The organism is Peribacillus sp. Aquil_B1 (assembly GCF_022603275.1).
GTDB lineage: Bacteria > Bacillota > Bacilli > Bacillales > DSM-1321 > Peribacillus.
Genome location: NZ_JAKXEE010000001.1, coordinates 2,034,337 through 2,051,861 on the forward strand (window position 1 = coordinate 2,034,337; position 17,525 = coordinate 2,051,861).

The 17,525-nt window shown below is 39.4% G+C and carries 13 protein-coding genes; 4 read left to right on the forward strand and 9 right to left on the reverse strand.

The genetic code is table 11. The annotated features are described in order from the left end of the window. Positions 1-206: 206 nt before the first annotated feature. On the reverse strand, positions 207-995 hold the full coding sequence (locus MPH60_RS10000; protein WP_241591685.1) for a FadR/GntR family transcriptional regulator: 789 nt from the start codon (positions 993-995) through the stop codon (positions 207-209). Between the two features lie 520 nt (positions 996-1,515). Here MPH60_RS10000 and MPH60_RS10005 point away from each other — a divergent pair. The 4 genes from MPH60_RS10005 to MPH60_RS10020 all read left to right on the forward strand — a co-directional run bounded on the left by MPH60_RS10005 (position 1,516) and on the right by MPH60_RS10020 (position 5,870). Further along, positions 1,516-2,904, forward strand: a complete 1,389-nt coding sequence (locus MPH60_RS10005; RefSeq protein ID WP_241591687.1) for an FAD-binding oxidoreductase — start codon at positions 1,516-1,518, stop codon at positions 2,902-2,904. 4 nt (positions 2,905-2,908) lie between these two features. Beyond that, complete coding sequence (locus tag MPH60_RS10010; protein ID WP_241591689.1) at positions 2,909-3,883, forward strand: bile acid:sodium symporter family protein; 975 nt, start codon at positions 2,909-2,911, stop codon at positions 3,881-3,883. 267 nt (positions 3,884-4,150) lie between these two features. Continuing rightward, entirely contained in the window at positions 4,151-4,738 is a 588-nt protein-coding gene (locus MPH60_RS10015) for an SET domain-containing protein (RefSeq protein ID WP_241591691.1), read from the forward strand. Between the two features lie 493 nt (positions 4,739-5,231). Then, a complete protein-coding gene (locus tag MPH60_RS10020; protein ID WP_241591693.1) occupies positions 5,232-5,870 on the forward strand; it encodes a glycosyltransferase in 639 nt (212 codons plus the stop codon). 392 nt (positions 5,871-6,262) lie between these two features. Here the strand turns inward: MPH60_RS10020 and MPH60_RS10025 are convergent, their stop codons facing one another. From MPH60_RS10025 to MPH60_RS10060, 8 genes are all read right to left on the reverse strand, one after another. Further along, the gene (locus tag MPH60_RS10025; RefSeq protein ID WP_241591695.1) at positions 6,263-7,294 is read right to left on the reverse strand and encodes an acyltransferase family protein; all 1,032 of its coding nucleotides are present in this window, start codon (positions 7,292-7,294) and stop codon (positions 6,263-6,265) included. 1,230 nt (positions 7,295-8,524) lie between these two features. Continuing rightward, complete coding sequence (locus MPH60_RS10030; RefSeq protein ID WP_241591697.1) at positions 8,525-8,875, reverse strand: hypothetical protein; 351 nt, start codon at positions 8,873-8,875, stop codon at positions 8,525-8,527. Between the two features lie 939 nt (positions 8,876-9,814). Beyond that, entirely contained in the window at positions 9,815-10,792 is a 978-nt protein-coding gene (locus MPH60_RS10035) for an NAD(P)H-dependent flavin oxidoreductase (RefSeq protein ID WP_241591699.1), read from the reverse strand. A 71-nt stretch (positions 10,793-10,863) separates the two neighbouring features. Further along, positions 10,864-12,750, reverse strand: coding sequence for a sigma-54-dependent Fis family transcriptional regulator (locus tag MPH60_RS10040; protein WP_241615821.1), 1,887 nt, complete (start codon positions 12,748-12,750; stop codon positions 10,864-10,866). A gap of 195 nt (positions 12,751-12,945) precedes the next feature. After that, positions 12,946-13,722 (reverse strand): acetoin reductase, encoded by a 777-nt coding sequence (locus MPH60_RS10045; protein WP_241615822.1) that lies wholly within the window; start codon positions 13,720-13,722, stop codon positions 12,946-12,948. A 19-nt stretch (positions 13,723-13,741) separates the two neighbouring features. Next, complete coding sequence (gene lpdA, locus MPH60_RS10050) at positions 13,742-15,124, reverse strand: dihydrolipoyl dehydrogenase (RefSeq protein WP_241591705.1); 1,383 nt, start codon at positions 15,122-15,124, stop codon at positions 13,742-13,744. 17 nt (positions 15,125-15,141) lie between these two features. Next, positions 15,142-16,365, reverse strand: coding sequence for a dihydrolipoamide acetyltransferase family protein (locus MPH60_RS10055; RefSeq protein ID WP_241591707.1), 1,224 nt, complete (start codon positions 16,363-16,365; stop codon positions 15,142-15,144). Positions 16,366-16,472: 107 nt separating this feature from the next. Continuing rightward, complete coding sequence (locus MPH60_RS10060) at positions 16,473-17,507, reverse strand: alpha-ketoacid dehydrogenase subunit beta (RefSeq protein ID WP_241591709.1); 1,035 nt, start codon at positions 17,505-17,507, stop codon at positions 16,473-16,475. Positions 17,508-17,525 lie beyond the last annotated feature (18 nt).

A 17,525-nucleotide genomic window follows, 5' to 3' on the forward strand; every position in this document is an offset into this window, starting at 1 on the left:
TGCTCTAAAAGAATGTAACGTTGATTCCTTCACTATGTCAAAAGGATAAAACCAACATTTACTTATATAGGGGTTCAATTTTTAAACTATAATAAACCAGCTTAGCGCCCTCTGAGAAAGGCGCTTTTTAATGTCAAATTTAATTGGTCACCTAAAAAGATCAGGTATACCTTCATGTTCTCGTAAGTTATATTGCGAGCGGACGCTTATTTATCACCTTCAGCATTACGATGATGGTCTTTTTCATTTTGATAAGAAGCAATTTTGGCGTCATCTCCAATGCATTCTAGTGTAGCTGCAGCCATCTGTTCTCTAATGCGAATGATATGGGCATTCATTAGTCGCTTGGCTTTTTCCGCGTCCTTTAATGCGATAGAATAGTAGATTTCTTTATGTTCTTGAAGCGTTTCTTGGAAATGACCTGATTCTTTGAAACGATGCCGTCTGGTGGCACGAATCGTATTTTTCATTTGATCACTAAGGGTATGGACCAATCCAGCAAATATGGAATTGTTTGTGGCTTGTGCAATACTATTGTGAAACAGTAGATCAGCTCGCAAGCCTAATTCTTCATCATGTTCCGAACGTCCCATTTCTTCTAGAGCTTTAAGGATATTTTGTAAATCAAGAGAGTTTGCTCTCTGCGCAGCAAGAAAAGCACACTCCGTTTCGATTACTCGACGGACTTCAAGCATTTCATAGACCATGTTGTCCTCAGCCTTGATGATTGAGTTGGTTAGCTGTTCGATCAGTGACTGAACTTCAGATTGTCTGATAAATGTCCCATCACCTGGTCTGACCTCGATGACTCCGTTTATCTCCAATACTCGAAGGGCCTCTCTGATTGATGTTCGACTCACTTTAAAACGATTGGACAACTCCCGTTCAGGGGGTAATTTATCTCCAGGTTTCAATTCACCGCTAATAAAAGATTCCTTAATTTGATTGAAGATGATTTCATACACTTTGGGGGATTTAACTGGTATTGAATCCATTGCTTCCTTCACATCCTTTCATAACAACCCTAAAAAAATGTTGGTACGACTATTAGTGAAATCATTCTAACAAGCATTCATTTGTGAAGCAAGGGGATAAGCCGCAATATTAAAATCAAAATAAATAAATGTAGATCATTTAAATTGGTTAGACCAATATTGTTAAATATAATGGTTTAGATTCAGTCAAATTATGGTCACATGGCTATTGAAGGCCATTTTGGTTTTGTTTTATTGATGGAAAATTACCTATAAATATTGAGAAATAAACATTTATTTAAGGAGAAAAGTATAAAATGGATAATTGTTGAAAAAGTCAAAAAATTTAGTATAATTAAAATTGGTTAGACCAATTATTTGATAAAATGGAAGCGATATCATTTTAGGCTATTAAGGAGGGGGAAACCATCTCTCGATCATACAGTTGAAGAATTGAAGAAGAAACTAAGTCTGGGAATAGGTGCGAGCAAAGTTTTTGATAGGAAAAAACGGATGTTATAGCAGAAAGAAGGAGAATAGAATGGAAGCGGCTAGTGTAAATTTAATCAACGATTTAAAGGAAATTCTTTCAGACAGTCAAGTAACGGAAAACCTGACAGTAAGAGAATTACATGGCAGAGATGAATCCTATCATGCTGTAAGTCTTCCTGATATTGTTGTATTTCCAGAAACAACACAGCAAGTCAGTGAAGTTATGATATTAGCAAATAAGTACAAAATTCCGATTGTTCCTTTCGGGTTGGGATCAAGCCTCGAGGGACATGTCATACCGTACAACCATGGCATAACTATTGATTTTTCACTAATGAATAAAATCCTTGAAGTGCGTGAAAACGATTTTCTCGTAAAGGTTCAACCAGGGGTAACGCGTTCGCAACTAAACAAAGAATTGAAAAAATACGGTTTATTTTTTTCCGTGGATCCGGGAGCTGATGCTACTCTTGGAGGAATGGCGGCAACAAATGCCAGTGGAACTACATCAGTTAAATATGGTGTGATGCGTGATCAAGTACGTGATCTTGAAGTGGTACTTGCAGATGGTTCGATTATACATACTGGTAATTTGGCCGCTAAATCGTCATCAGGCTATCATCTAAACGGGCTTTTTGTCGGGTCAGAGGGAACGCTTGGCTGCTTTACGGAATTGACTTTAAGAGTTTACGGAATTCCTGAGCACGTTATGGCGGCAAGAGCATCATTTCCGGCTTTGAACCATGCGGTAGAAGCAGTCGTATCCATTTTGCAGTCAGGTGTTCCAATAGCAAGGGTGGAGCTTGTCGATGAACCATCCATGAAGCAGGTTAACCTCTATAGTGAGACAAGTTATAACGAAGCGCCTACGCTATTCTTGGAGTTTCATGGTAATGACGCAGGGTTGAAGCAAGATGTAGAGTTCACTAAAGAAATAGTAGCAGAACATAATTGTCTCGATATTGAATTCGAGACAGATAATGCTGCCAGGAACCGCCTATGGGAAGCTCGCCATAATCTTGCTTATGCTTATATTCATGGCAATCCTGGGAAAAAACTGATGGTGACTGATGTCTGCCTTCCGATTTCAGAGCTGTCCGGTGCCATTCATCACGCAAGGGAAGCTGTTGATTTCCTTGGCCTTACCGGTGGGATCGTCGGCCATGTAGGCGACGGGAACTATCACGTACTATTAATGATCGATAACAATAATCAAGAAGAGATTAAAAGAGCTGAACAGCTAAATGAACAAATTGTCCTATATGCCCTTGAGCGTAAGGGAACATGTACAGGCGAACATGGTGTTGGGGTCGGTAAACAAAAATATCAGAAAAAAGAACATGGGGACGCCCTGTTTGTGATGGAAAAAATCAAAGTGGCCCTTGATCCAGATAATTTATTAAATCCAAATAAAATATTCATCCAAGAAAGAGTGTGATGGAATGAAAGTATTAGAAGCATTCAGTGCATTAGCCGGAAAATATTTTGCTGTCTGGGTTATCTTAATATCCGTCATTGCCTTTATTTTTCCAGAGCCATTTTTGGGATTGGGGGGATATATTACAATTTTGCTTGGCGTTGTCATGTTTGGTATGGGGCTCACTTTGAAGGCCGTTGATTTTAAAATCATCATTACTAAACCACTGCCCGTGATAATTGGAGTTTGTGCCCAGTTTATCATCATGCCATCTGTGGCATTCCTTATTGCGAAACTGATGAATTTGCCTGCAGAATTAGCTGCAGGACTGGTTTTGCTCGGCTGTGTACCAGGCGGAACAGCCTCTAACGTTATGGTATATCTGGCAAAAGGCAATGTACCTTTGTCGATAGCTATGACTTCGGTTTCAACTTTACTGGCTCCAATCATGACGCCGCTGCTTCTGCTTTTGCTGGCAGGCCAATGGATGCCGGTTGATTTTTTTGATATGTTTAAGTCCATTATCCAAGTCATCCTTCTTCCGATTGTTTTAGGCTTGGCCATTAAGCGGTTTTTCCCTGTAATAGTTGAAAAAAGCTTAACCGTTTTACCGCTTATTTCGGTAGCAGCCATCATTACGATTGTTAGTGCAGTAGTCTCAGGCAATGCAGCTAGCATTGCTGCATCCGGGTTCCTTATTTTCACTGCCGTTATGCTTCACAACGGATTTGGGCTGCTGTTCGGTTACTTAGCAGCAAAAGCGCTTGGACTTGATGAAGTGAATAGAAGAGCGATTTCGATTGAAGTAGGCATGCAGAACTCAGGGTTAGGTGTTGCGCTTGCCACTGCACATTTCGGCCCTCTGGCAGCCCTTCCAAGCGTCCTGGCTGCTGCATGGCACAACATTTCCGGACCAATTCTCGCGACTTACTGGTCAAAAAAGTCTGCTGGCGACAGTATAGAGGAAGCGCCAGTTCATCCGGTGGAGAACAAACTTTAATTATATTTTAGTTAAAAAAGATTCCATGCATCCGGCATGGGATTTTTTTGTCGCTGTACTATTATCCAGGAAGTTCTTGCTACTTGACTTCATTAGATTTCATATAAAAGAAGGCGACCAATTGTGGAACATAAATAAACGTGCTATCAAGTTTTCCAGGAGGAAATTCCGCTAATTGAACTTTGATAAAATACGCGAATGAACAGTCAAATAAACGAATCTGCTATATATTGTAATAGTAATTATGAGAAAGGGTGAACAGAATCGATGATACATCCAGATACCGAGATTCGGTTTGTCAATGAAAAGATTGGTGTGGGCGTTTTTGCCACAAAAATGATACCCAAAGGAACGATTATCTGGGCATTGGATGATTTGGACATCATCCTCGAGGAAGATGTGATTGAATCGCTTGATCTATTGCGAAGGGAAATCGTCTATAAATATGCCTACCTCAACGATGACGACCGCTACGTGCTGTGCTGGGATCATGCTAGATACATTAATCACAGCTTCAGTCCAAATGTGGTATCGACTGTCTATGAGATTGAATTAGCGTCAAGGGATATCCTCCCCGGAGAGCAAATCACATGCGACTATGCTACGCTCGGATTAGATGAACCATTTGAGTGTGAACCAGAGGAAGGGACGTCTAGCACCGTAGTGATGCCGGATGATTATCTGCATCGCTACAAGGAATGGGATGATTTGGCCCGGGAGGCATTCAAACGATTGAATCAAGTAGACCAGCCTCTGCGTCATCTGATTCTACCGGAATTCGTCGACAGGGTAAACGCAATAGCAGAAGGACGAGCCGTACCGGATTCCTTTCTTACGCTCTATGAAGAGGAGTAAAGGCAACTATCACAGACGGATCTGACCGCCCCTCTGAACTTTATACCGTTTACCTAGAATGGAAAGCTTTATCCAGCGAAGAGGTATAGGTTGAAAGGGCAACACACATACCACCGTTCAGAAATTTATGAACGGTGGTATGTGTGTTTACAGTTAAATGTATACGTTTAGATTGTTTATCATGTACTCGACAGTTAGAGAGATATAGTGAGGTATTAAGTGGATTAATAACACGGACTCTCATTCTTGAATTTTTAAGTAATTTAAACATTGATTCATCATCTTTTAAGCGCAAATCGCGACGTTGTAGTCCTTGTATGAATACTTTGATAGTTGACCTAATCTTATACAAAACAGCTTACATAGTTAGATGAGAGTTCGTCTAAGTCCAATTTACCGTTCAACAGGGTAAGTAGAACCACTATCATGAATATTAAAATCCCATATATCAATAATAAAAAGGTGCTTTTTAACTTTGGAAGGAGATGGTTTTATGAAAAAATTATTGTTGATGGGATTTATTTTTTTATTTCCTCTAAACATGGTGGCTGGACCAACTAGTGCATACGCTAAACCGCAGGTGCAAAGTGTTAGTCAATCTGAGGTAAAGTTCGCAAATGAATTCAGGAAACTTTGGATTGATCATGTATTGTGGACAAGTAATTACATTACAAGTGCAACGACAGCTGGAGCGGAGGATCAAAAACAGGTATTGACTAGGCTTCTGAAAAATCAGGAGGATATTGGAAATGCTATAAAGCCAGTATACGGTGAGAAAGCTGGGAACAAACTTACGGATTTACTTAAAGAGCATATTGTGATTGCGGGAAAGATTGTAGATGCGGCTAAAAGCGGAAATGAGGCCTTGTTGAAACAGCTAAACAAAGAATGGTATAGAAATGCTGATGAAATAGCAGCTTTCCTTAGCAGTGCCAACCCCTATTTGAAAAATGAAGATCTAAAAAATTTGCTGTATATGCATCTGAAATTAGTGACAAATGATTTATCTGCAAGCTTAGCAAAAAATTGGAACGCAAGAATCGTTTCAATTGACGAAGGGGTCACACATATAATCCTAATGGCGGATACTATCTCTGCGGGAGTTGTTAAGCAGTTCCCGGATAAGTTTTAACAATATTCTTAAGTCAAACAATTGACCAGGAAAAATACGGAAGAATTAAACCGAAAAAAAATCTCTGGTCTAAACTGGGGCAGAACAAAACGCAGAGATTGAAGTAGATTTAAGCGGTACGGATATTTCCAATTGCGGTATTCGGTCTACATTGCGTGACTTGGGTACGATTTGGTGAAATAATGATGCTTCTTAATGATTGTTACTACAATGGCCAACGAGGATTTTGCTCTTTAGTTGATATGCATGAGACAGTATCCTATGCATATCAACTAAACAATATCTATTAGATGGATCGTATACTACCGTTTACGATAATCTGTTTTTAGTGGAGTATAAGGAAAACAAATAATAAAATAGGGGTTGCTGGTCTCATGCTCTGTAACTATCCACTAATAGGTTTTTAACATTTTGCTTAAACGCCTTTTGAAATATTGAAGCAGGTCATAAGAAATGTACGACATAGTAATGATAAGGAGTGTCTCAAATAATTTTAACAATAAATTGCCGGATATATGATTTAGTTTTACTGCCGATAAAATCAAATCAAAAATATCGATGAAGACTACATGAACAATGTATATACCTAGGGCTCTTCCTCCAACTTTAGTAATGAACAAATCCTTTCCCAATGTTTTATTATTTAATGCAAATAAAAAAAGATATGCAGTTAAAAAGATAGTAGAAATAAAATATTCTCCATGACTTCCTGATAATGTCTTATCTAATAAGTATCCTTCTACAACTTGTAAAGTAAAGAAGATAAAAATTAATAATAGGTAGGTTTTGTTTGTTATTGATTTTGACTTTTCAAAGAATTTATCATCCGCAAAGAAGAAGCCCAAAGTTGTATAAAAAAGACCAATGAATAAAGCATCCCTTGTACTTAGGGGAAATTCATAGAACATCGAATACGATTGTCCGAAAAGACCTAAAAAGTTTAAAATTAGGCTGATGATTAAAAGAAGCTTCACTTTTTTTAACTTTAAAAAAACGAATAGAATGATAACACTCCAAATTAATGCGGTTAAAAACCACAATTGGTATCCGCTAGTCCCAGTTCCATAATATATAAGGTCAAGAAATGAAAATTGACTAATGTACTGCTCAAATTCCTTTGGTGCATCAGTAGCAACTTTATAAAGAATAAGAACATCATACATCATGTAAAAGAAGAGCCAGCATAAATACAGTTTTAAGATTTTTATAATATACCTTTTAAAATAGTCAATGGAATCCCTTGTATGTATCATCTTTTTACCGAATAAATAACCAGATGCAGTAAAGAAGAATGGCACCGCAAACCTTGAGACGTTATCGAGAATAAATAGACCAATCTGGCTATCCCTTGGGAATACATGAATGACTACAACAGAAAATATTGCAAAAAATTTAATAAAATCAATCGCGTTATTTCTTTCCATTTGTTCACCCTTTTCATAACAGTTTTACTGTCATTGGTTATTCCTTATATTATGTACACCAAAGCAATATTTATTTTTCTCTTTCTGAATCCAATTACGAGATACTGTAAGAGGCTTAAAGGGGGGGAGTGGTGCATCACCTTGCGGATAGTCATATGTAAGCCAATGTTCGATTTAAATTGGCTCTTACAGAAGAAATGCCTATTAGAAAATGTGGGAACTACCTGATTGCAAATTGATATCTCATTATTGCTGTTCGAAGACCAAAGAGTATAGAAAGGTGCTAAACGCATTAATTGTCAGCGCCGTATACATTTTCTACCTGGATTATTACAACCAAGACATTTATTATGAAAACTATGTTTGTTATGGTTTTTTAACCTTTCCTTTATCTCATTGTTTCTTAATACAGATTACGGGTATAAGAGAGGGTAGAAAAAGTAGGTGGGGAGTGGATTTGGATGAAAGTAATTTTTATTCTAGCTATAATTGTAATTGCATATATGGTATATAAAGAGGTTATTAAAACGAAGGTAGATTAACGACTAAAAACAGCTCTTAGAAGCGGATTATATATTATGCACTGTGGATTCTTTAGCTTTATTTATTCTTGCGGGTAATTTACTTTAACAATTGCCTGCCACTATTAACATTTGTGAAATGACCATTTATTATGAGAAATAACCGACTTAACTTATAGGAAGAACCTTGAGAATTATCGGAAGCAACAATGAATGATATAGTCAACTATAGCCGAATTAGGGGACTATAATGAATTTTAGGGGAATATGAAGCTGTGAACATTTATTTATTATTATTTTTATCTAGTTTACATAATATATATTATAGGAAGTTCTATTTTTAATGTTAATTTTGTCTCATATCTTAAGAATACTTAACTTAGTGAGACGGAATGCAAATTTTTATATTTAATCATGGCTTTTTTTTATATATCTTTAAACTTTTTATCTAATTAGTAATTGTTCATTTATACTTTAAAACTTTCTTGTTGCAATTAAAATGATTGATCTTTGATTTGAAATTCGGATAAACTTTTTGTAATAAGATTTTTTGGATTTAAGCTAATTTCACATCAGTTACGTCGTTAATAAATAAATTTCCTGATTTTTATTTTGAATTTTAATTTATCTGCTAATTGTTAACATAGTTCGTTTTCGGACATTTTTATGATATAGGTTTGATTATTCAATTAGTATTTGTCATCCTTAGTCATTTCACTCTAAGGATCTCTAATTGCTTTGTTGTAGTTAGCAAGTCTATTGTATTATTTCCCTTCGTGTAAAAAACGGAAGCTCCTTCTCTTTCCCCCTTTTTCCATCCACTCGCTTTAAGGACTAAGTCATATCCATTTGGTATGCCATTTTCTTCAGAAGCCCTTGACCATTCATATCTATTCCCTTGTTCATTTATCTGAACCAATTCAGCGTTTCTAGGTACAGGGAATTCGTATAACCCTTGGGGGGTTGTGTATGAAGAAGAGATAAAGTAATAAATGATTGCCCCCCCGCCTATTATTAATAAAGCAGCTATGGTAAGTGCCCCGCTAATTATATTCTTCAATTGTTTATCCTTTCCTAAAGACCTATTAAAAAAATCGTTATCTAATAATTCTGTAGTAATCTAAATTAATCCTGCTTAACTGACATGATTTATCCATATTGTTATTCTGATATATATAATAAATGGTAAAATGAGAAATATCACGGGTTAACACTTATAAAAAGTTATATAAATATAATTTACTTCGATAAAAATTCAATGGATATTTTATCATGAAAGTTCTGCTTTCTTCCTGAAAATGATCATAAATCCTCTTTTTAGCCACATTATCTCCTATAAGACATATTACACTTAACCTCTAGCATGAATACCCTTAAATAAATGTTTAAAGCTCATTGATGTTCAAGCTTTACCGCTTTCATATGTGCAACAACATGCTTAGAATCAGCAGGATGCTGCCAAGAGCTATAAGGTAAACCTTTAAAACGAATTTGTTTAGAAACACTGTCTACCTTCAGCAATCAGTTCTTGGGTATCATGAATGCCATTCATTTATAAGGAAATCTTAAAAGTCGATTTTTACATTTAATAAAGAAGTAATTATTAAGTCTCTGGAATCAAAGCAGCATATGAGAAATGCCAGATGACATTAGAATCTAAGGTAGTCTGATTAAGTGGAATAATAATATTATGTAAACATTGATTGCAAAATTTTAATTGGCTATTTCTTTGTTTCTTTTACATGTGAAAGTCTTTATTAAGAAGTTGCTGAAAGTTGGTTGGTAAGGAATTGAAGAACTATGTACCTTTTTTTCTTTCTTGAATTGGTTTTTGCGTTGCGTATTAAACCAGTCTTTCCTTCAACTTTCTGTTATAAATAGCGATAATGCACTTTTGAAAAAGCCTATACTTGGGCACCTATGGAACCTTATGTCTAATAGATAAAAAGGAACACGAAATCGCACTGGATCTCTTGTTCCTTTTTGTAAGATAGGCTATTTATGTTCGAATGGATTCGATACGGCTTTGGATGAATTCGAACGAGGTTTTTGCTTCTTGGACGATTTGTTTTATTAGTTCATTGACGGTCAATATTTCTTTTATCAGTCCTATGGATTGACCGCATGACCAGATGCCTCCGTCTAAATTTCCTTCAAAGTATACTTTCTTACTTCTTTGTCCCGTAATTAGCGGAATCAATTCCTCTATTGTGGCACCTTCATTTTCAAGTTTGTCCACTTCTTTACTGACTGCATTTAATGCTACACGCGACGGACTGCCTATATTCCGTTGGATGACAACCGTATCCGTTTCATTGGCCGATACCATCCACTGCTTCACGTTATCATGAATCGGCGCTTCTTGCGTTGCCATAAAGCGAGTCCCCATGACGATACCTTCAGCACCGAGTGATAAGGCACTGACAAGGCCTCTGCCATCTGAAAATCCCCCGCCTGCTATTATTGGTATAGTAACAGAATCAACTGCTCTAGGGAGCATGACAAGCGTTCCTACATCCCCCATGCCAGGATGTCCGCCTGTTTCATTTCCTACAATAATAATGGCATCGACCCCTAATTTCTCTGCCGATATTGCGTTTTTGACGTTCGCTACCTTATGTACCACGGTAAAGCCGTGCTCTTTAAGTCTGGGCATTAAACTTTCCGGGCTTCGGCCACTCGTTTCAACAATTTTTACATCTTCGTCAATTAAAATATCGATGAACTCATCATTCGGAGTAGCCGTTTGACTTGGGAACAGGTTCAGGTTGACAGCAAAGGGTTTCTTGGTCAAAGTTTTCACTTTGCTAATTTCCTCGCGGAGACTTTCTGGTGTCGCCTGTGTTTTCGAAGTGATGATGCCAAGTCCCCCCGCTTCTGAAACAGCGGCTGCAAGCGGGGCTCGGCCAACTTGGAACATCCCGCCGCAAATAATCGGATATTCAATCCCTAATAATTCAGTAATTCTCGTTTTCATTTGCCATACCCCTTTCATATTTCAAGGATTTCTATAAGTCTGCTTTTCTTACATAATGTACACATGCCTGTCTATATACCATACTTATGGAGCCGCTTGTAAAATGTACTTCTTGGTATATCCATCAGCTTTGCTGCAGCAGTGACATTTCCTCTTGATTTTTGTAATGCCTCTATCATTAGATCACGTTGAATTTTTTCACGGATCGTCAGTTCTTTTCTCGTTATGCCGTTATTACCAGGTTCCTCCCATGCAGGGAAATCATCATGCCGTGTAACGGGTTGAGATTGCATGGAATTCAACACTTTACCATAATCCAGAGGTCCTTCTGCAAGTAAGATGGTCAATCGCTGAAGTACATTCTGCAGTTCTCTAATATTGCCTGGCCAATTGTACTCTTTTAAACGATTCAATAATTCTTCTGTTAATGGAATATTCCAATTATTCTCCGAGCACAAGTAGTTGACTAGATAAGGAATGTCTTCAATCCTTTCCCTTAAGGGCGGTACATGAATAGGGTAAACATTCAACCGATAGTATAAATCCTTCCGAAAGGATCCTTCAATGACAAGATCTTCAAGATTACGGTGTGTGGCAGTGATAATGCGAATATCCAATGAAATGCTTTTTGTGCTCCCGATCGGAACGATTTTTCTTTCCTGAAGTACACGCAGTAAGGCAACTTGCATCGCTGGAGGGATTTCACCGATTTCATCGAGAAAAATGGTCCCTCCATTTGCCTGCTCGAACTTCCCCTTGTGCCCTTGCCGTTTAGCCCCAGTAAAAGCTCCATCAACATACCCGAATAATTCACTCTCCATTAAATCTTTAGGTATGGCTCCGCAATTTATCGTGACGAAAGGTCCTTTTTTACGGAATCCATTTTCATGAATGGCCATGGCAATAAGCTCTTTCCCGACCCCCGTTTCACCTGATATATACACATTGGCTTCTGTCGGTGCAACAAGCTTCACTTTATGTAATGTGTTCTGAAAGGACTCGCTAATCCCTCTTTCCCCTTTGAAGGCAAACCTTTCTGCAGGCATGGAAGCAGGAAAAAGCCTATTGGTATCATGACCATAATTCTCTGATAAGAATAAACACTTACCGGAAATCCTATTATCCTCTTTGGATCGTAGTGGATTTTCCTTTACGATTCGATATCCATGATTTAATAGATCGGCCAATGCCATCCCAATGGATTGAGGAATTTTTTTGCGAATCTGTTTACTGGCGGAGATTATCATTTCTTTATGATTACAGACGATAAAAGGCAAATCTGGATAGGTCTCTGCAAGTTCTATCGAGTGCTGGGTCAGTGCCAGCTCCTTTTTATAGGAACGCACTCCCATTTCCTGTTCGATCGTATACGCCAAATTGGCTACCATACCCAGCATGGAGGGATGGAAATAATCTACTGGACATGATATATCCAAAACGCCCATTATCTTACCGTCTTCATTTAAAATGGGCATGGCAGAGCAACTCCATTTGTGTGAGGCAATTGAATAGTGCTCGGTACCTTGAATCATAACGGCTTCACCCGTTTTCAACGCTGTTCCAATTGCGTTCGTTCCGACTTCACCCTCCGTCCAGCATACGCCTTCCACAAAATTTATTTTGCCTGCCTCATCGAGGATTTTCTCGTTTCCGGAAAGTGAAAGGACATATCCATCCGGATCGACCAATAAGGCCATCATTCCTGATTCTTTTATCGATTGATTCATCCTGGATAATTGGGGTGATGCCACTTCTAATAGAAAGGAGTTTTTTTCTCTTTGAATGTCCAATAATTCATTCGTCAAAATATGGCTGCCCTTATTAAGGTATGGGTTGACTTGATCTTTTTTGCAGCGATGCCAGGATTCCATTATTCGCTTATTCAGTCGATTTGAATCGAGAACCCCTTCACTGACAAAGCGTTCCCATGTACGTAGATAACAACTAGTGGATAGCATATAATCCTCCTCTAATCATTTGGTTTAAACCTTCATTTGACCAGTCAATCTAGAGGGAAATTACCATGGAGTATAAAATAGGATGTTAATCGAGGTCTTTTTAATTATAGTAGATTATGTATTCGCTTACAATATATAGATTGAGTTTACAAAAAAAGCATCATGTGAATATTCACATGATGCTTCTCCTACGGTTTATGAGAAAATAACTCCTCCATCAATCATGATGGATTGACCTGTCATATAATCTGAATCCGGTGAAGCGAGGTAAGAGACGAATTTCGCCACATCTTCTGGGGTTTCGGAGCGTCCTAAGGTTATGGAATCTGTAAACTTTTTAAATGTTTCCCCTTTAGCAAGATTCATATATTGACCCATTTTTTCATCGATTAAATCCCACATTTTCGTCCCGACAATTCCTGGACAGTATGCATTCACCGTAATGCCAAACTGGGCCAATTCCTGTGCTGCCGCTTGTGTAATGCCTCTTACGGCAAATTTCGTGGCCGAGTATGTACCTAGTAAGCCAAAACCTTTATAACTGGCGATGCTGGCAGCACTTATTATTTTCCCGCCTTCTTGCTTTTTCATTTGTTCAGCCGCGGCTTGCAGACAAAAGAGGACACCATTTACATTTATATTGAAAATCTGTTCCAGATCCTCTTGAGTTACTTCCAAAAGAGGCTTTATTTGTGCAATTCCTGCATTTGAAACCATAACATCCAGTTGTCCAAAACGTTCCACAACTTGCTTCACCATTTCGAATACTTCCGGCCTATTGCTTACATCCGCTTTAACGGCAAAGCTTTCACGTCCAAGTTCCCTAATCTCATTCACGACCGATTCAGCCGTATCCAGATTGACGTCATTAATGACCACATTCAATCCATCTTGAGCTAATCTTAATGCAATGGCACGTCCGATACCGCGACCTGCACCAGTGACTACCGCCGTCCGTTGACCGCTAACCATACAAATTCCTCCTTCAGTTTTAGCAATGCACAGCTTGTCCTACAACATTTAAAAGAGCTTCATGTATGGATTCCGACAAGGTTGGATGTGCCGCTATTAAATCTTCCATCATATCTGCCGTTATTTCTGCATGCAGCATGACCGTTCCTTGACCAATCAATTCGGTTGCATGCTGACCAACAATGGAAAAACCTAGAATTTCATTATATTGTGGGTTCACCAGGACTTTGACTTTTCCTACCGGTTTATCGGAAAGGACAGCTTTCCCGTTTGCCGAAAAAGCGAATTCACCAACGTTAATTTCCCCATATTTTTTACGCGCTTCTTTTTCGGTCAAGCCTACACTGGCAATCTCCGGGGAGGTATAAATGCAGCGAGGGATTGCCCGGTAATTCACTTGTGCAAATTGACCGCAGGCATTCAGAGCCGCCACTCGCCCTTCATGAAAAGCAACATGGGCAAGTTGTATGCCCCCTATCACATCGCCACAGGCATAAATCGAAGGATTGCTTGTTTGCATTCGATCATCCACCGAGATGCCAAGTCGGGAAAAATCAATATCATTTCCCTCTAAGCCCATTTCGTTCACTCTTGGTTTTCTCCCTATTGATACGAGTACGTAATCTGCAGGAAGTTCTTCCAATTCGCCATCACTTTTCTCCAAAAATACCGTCTTACTGGCTGAATTGATGTTTTTGACTGATGTGGAGGTATGGACTGTAACACCTTGGTTTTTCAATTCGTCATGAAGGATGCTTGTGATATCATCATCTTCCCCTGGAAGCAGCTTTTCCCCCATTTCGATAACGGTGACCTTGGTGCCAAACCTGCTATAAATACTGGCAAATTCACATCCGATGACGCCGCCTCCGACAATCAGCAGCGAATCGGGAATGGCAGGAAGTGACATGGCATGGCCACTGTGGATGATCCATTCACCATCAAATGGTGCAAAAGGTAGTGGAATCGGTTCTGACCCCGTTGAAATGATAATCTTACTAGCTTCAATTATTTCATTTTTAATATTGTTCTCGATCCGCAGTCGATTGCTTGAAAGGATAGAAGCCCTACCTTGAATGACCTTTATTTTATTCTTACTCATTAAATATCGAATGCCGTTCACCAGTTTAGATATGACATCTCTCTTTCGTTCCTGTACGGTTTCCCAATCGACTTCAATCGAATTGGAGGGCAGGCGAATTCCCATATGCCCGGCATTTTTCACCAAGTCATACGTATCGGCACTTTTCAATAATGACTTCGTTGGCATGCAGCCTTCGTTTAAACAGGTGCCTCCCAATGGCCCATCGACTACCAATATGACTTCCTTATCCTGCTGGGCAGCAGTGATTGCCGCTACATATCCTGAAGGACCTCCGCCTATAATAGCTATACGATTCAAGACCTTTCCCTCCTATTCTATAAAATCACGGTGATCGGCTCTTCTAAATACCTTTTTAGTGCTTGTAAAAAGGCAGCAGCGGGTGCCCCGTCGAGTACACGGTGATCAAAAGTTAAACTGAGTGGAAGAATCGTTCTCTTCTCCAATTCTTCGCCAATATAAAGCGGGGTTTCGTAAGCAGAGCCGATTCCGAGTATCCCCGTTTCCGGTGTATTGAGAATAGGTGTAAAGTGCTCAACGCCATATGCCCCGAGGTTACTGATGGTAAAAGTGGACCCTTGCATGTCTTCAATAGGCAATTGCGAGTCACGTGCACATCGGGCCAATTCCTTCCCCTTACTCGATAACTGCCTTAAGGTATAATTTTCGGCATTTCTTATGACGGGAACAACGAGTCCATTCTCCAAGGCCACCGCTAATCCAAGATGGATATGCTCATACAAAATGATGTTATCATCAATATAAGCACTATTCATTTTAGGATGCTCTTTAAGTGAAAGCACGACAGCCTTGGCAACAAAGTCCGTTATAGTCAATTTAGTTGATTCATATTTTTGCAGTGTTTCAGCAGCCTGTTTTTGCAAAATGACTAGATCAGTGACATCCACTTTCATCGTTATAGTTAACTGGGCACTGCTTTGCAAGCTTTCCTTCATACGTTTAGCGATGATGTTCCTCATTCCGGTCACAGGAATCTGCTGCGGACTCTCTAAAGGAGGTTGGAGTGGGGGAACTATGTCTTTTTCTATATTTACCGGAATGGAATCCCTTTTCTCCATTACTTTTTGTACATCTTCTTTTGTGATTCTTCCGCCTGGCCCGGTGCCTTGTATCTTCTCGATGTCAAGATTCGCTGACTGTGCCATTTTTCGCGCAACCGGGGTGATCATCAGTCGATCTCCCATTGGCAAAATGGGTGGCTCTATTGTTTTCGGCTTTTCTTGTACAGCAATTTTAGACTGTGTTTCTTTCGCAACAGGTTCATCGATCTTTATTTTTTCATTCGGATTTCCAATATGACAGATAACGGTTCCTGGAGGTACTCCTTGTCCTTCTTGAACAGCTATATTCAGCATTGTGCCTTCAGCTGGAGATTCAATTTCCATTTCTATTTTCTCTGAATTGATACTGGCTATTGCTTCACCTTTTTCTACTGGATCCCCAACAGCCTTACTCCATAACGAAACAGTGCCTTCTTTCATTGCCATGCCCAATTTCGGCATTACCACTTCGACCGCCATATCTTTTTTCTCCCTTCAGATTGGTTTCTGTGTCCATCATCGGTTTAGTTGCTCCAACTTTTGCAGTTCTATGCGAAAAAGCTGGAGCATGCATCATGTGGATTTATTTACACCCCTAGAATGGAAGGCTCCCCTAATAATTCTGAAACGACTTGTATCACTTTTTCTGATGTTGGAAGGTAAATATCTTCAAGCGGTGGAGAGAAAGGTACAGGTGTATGTGGTGCCGTAATCCTCTTAATTGGCGCATCGAGCGTGTCAAATCCCTTATCCGCCACCAATGCGGCAATATCCGTTGCGACGCTGCATCTTGGGTTCGCTTCATCGATCACGATCAAACGATTTGTTTTTGCCACAGAGGAGAGAATCGATTCTTCATCCAGTGGTGACAAGCTCCGCGGGTCGACAATCTCAACTTCAATGCCTTTCGCTGAAAGTTTTTCAGCAGCCTCCATCGCGGTGTGAACTTGTTTACCGATGGCAACGACCGTCAAATCCGAGCCTTTCCTTTTAATTTCAGCTTTGCCGATTGGGATTGTATAGTAGCCTTCCGGAACCTCCCCTACCATGTTGTATAGCGTTTTATCTTCAAAAAAGATGACAGGGTCATTATCTTCAATGGCTGAAAGTAAAAGCCCTTTTGCATCATAGGGGGATGAAGGAACAACAACTTTCAATCCAGGAATGCTAGTGAACAAGGCATAGAGGCTTTGTGAATGCTGAGCTGCAGCCCTGAACCCTGCACCATGCATCGTTCGGATCGTAACGGGAACCTGTGCTTTACCCCCAAACATATAACGGAACTTCGCACCTTGATTCAAAACTTCATCCAAACAGCTGCCAATGAAATCGTTGAACATTAACTCGGCAATCGGTCGTAAGCCTGTCGAAGCGGCTGCCATGGCCGCTCCCATATATCCTGCTTCCGCAATGGGTGTATCAAGAATTCTATCCCGGCCAAACTCTTGAACCAATCCTTTTGTGACACCTAAAACGCCACCCCATGCTTCGTCATCCTGCAAATGATCGACCTCTGCACCGCCGGCTACATCTTCTCCCATAAGGATGACATTTTCGTCTTTTCTCATTGCCATGGCCATTGCTTCATTTATTGCCTGTGACATACTGATTTTTCTACTCATCTCAATTCCTCCTTTTAT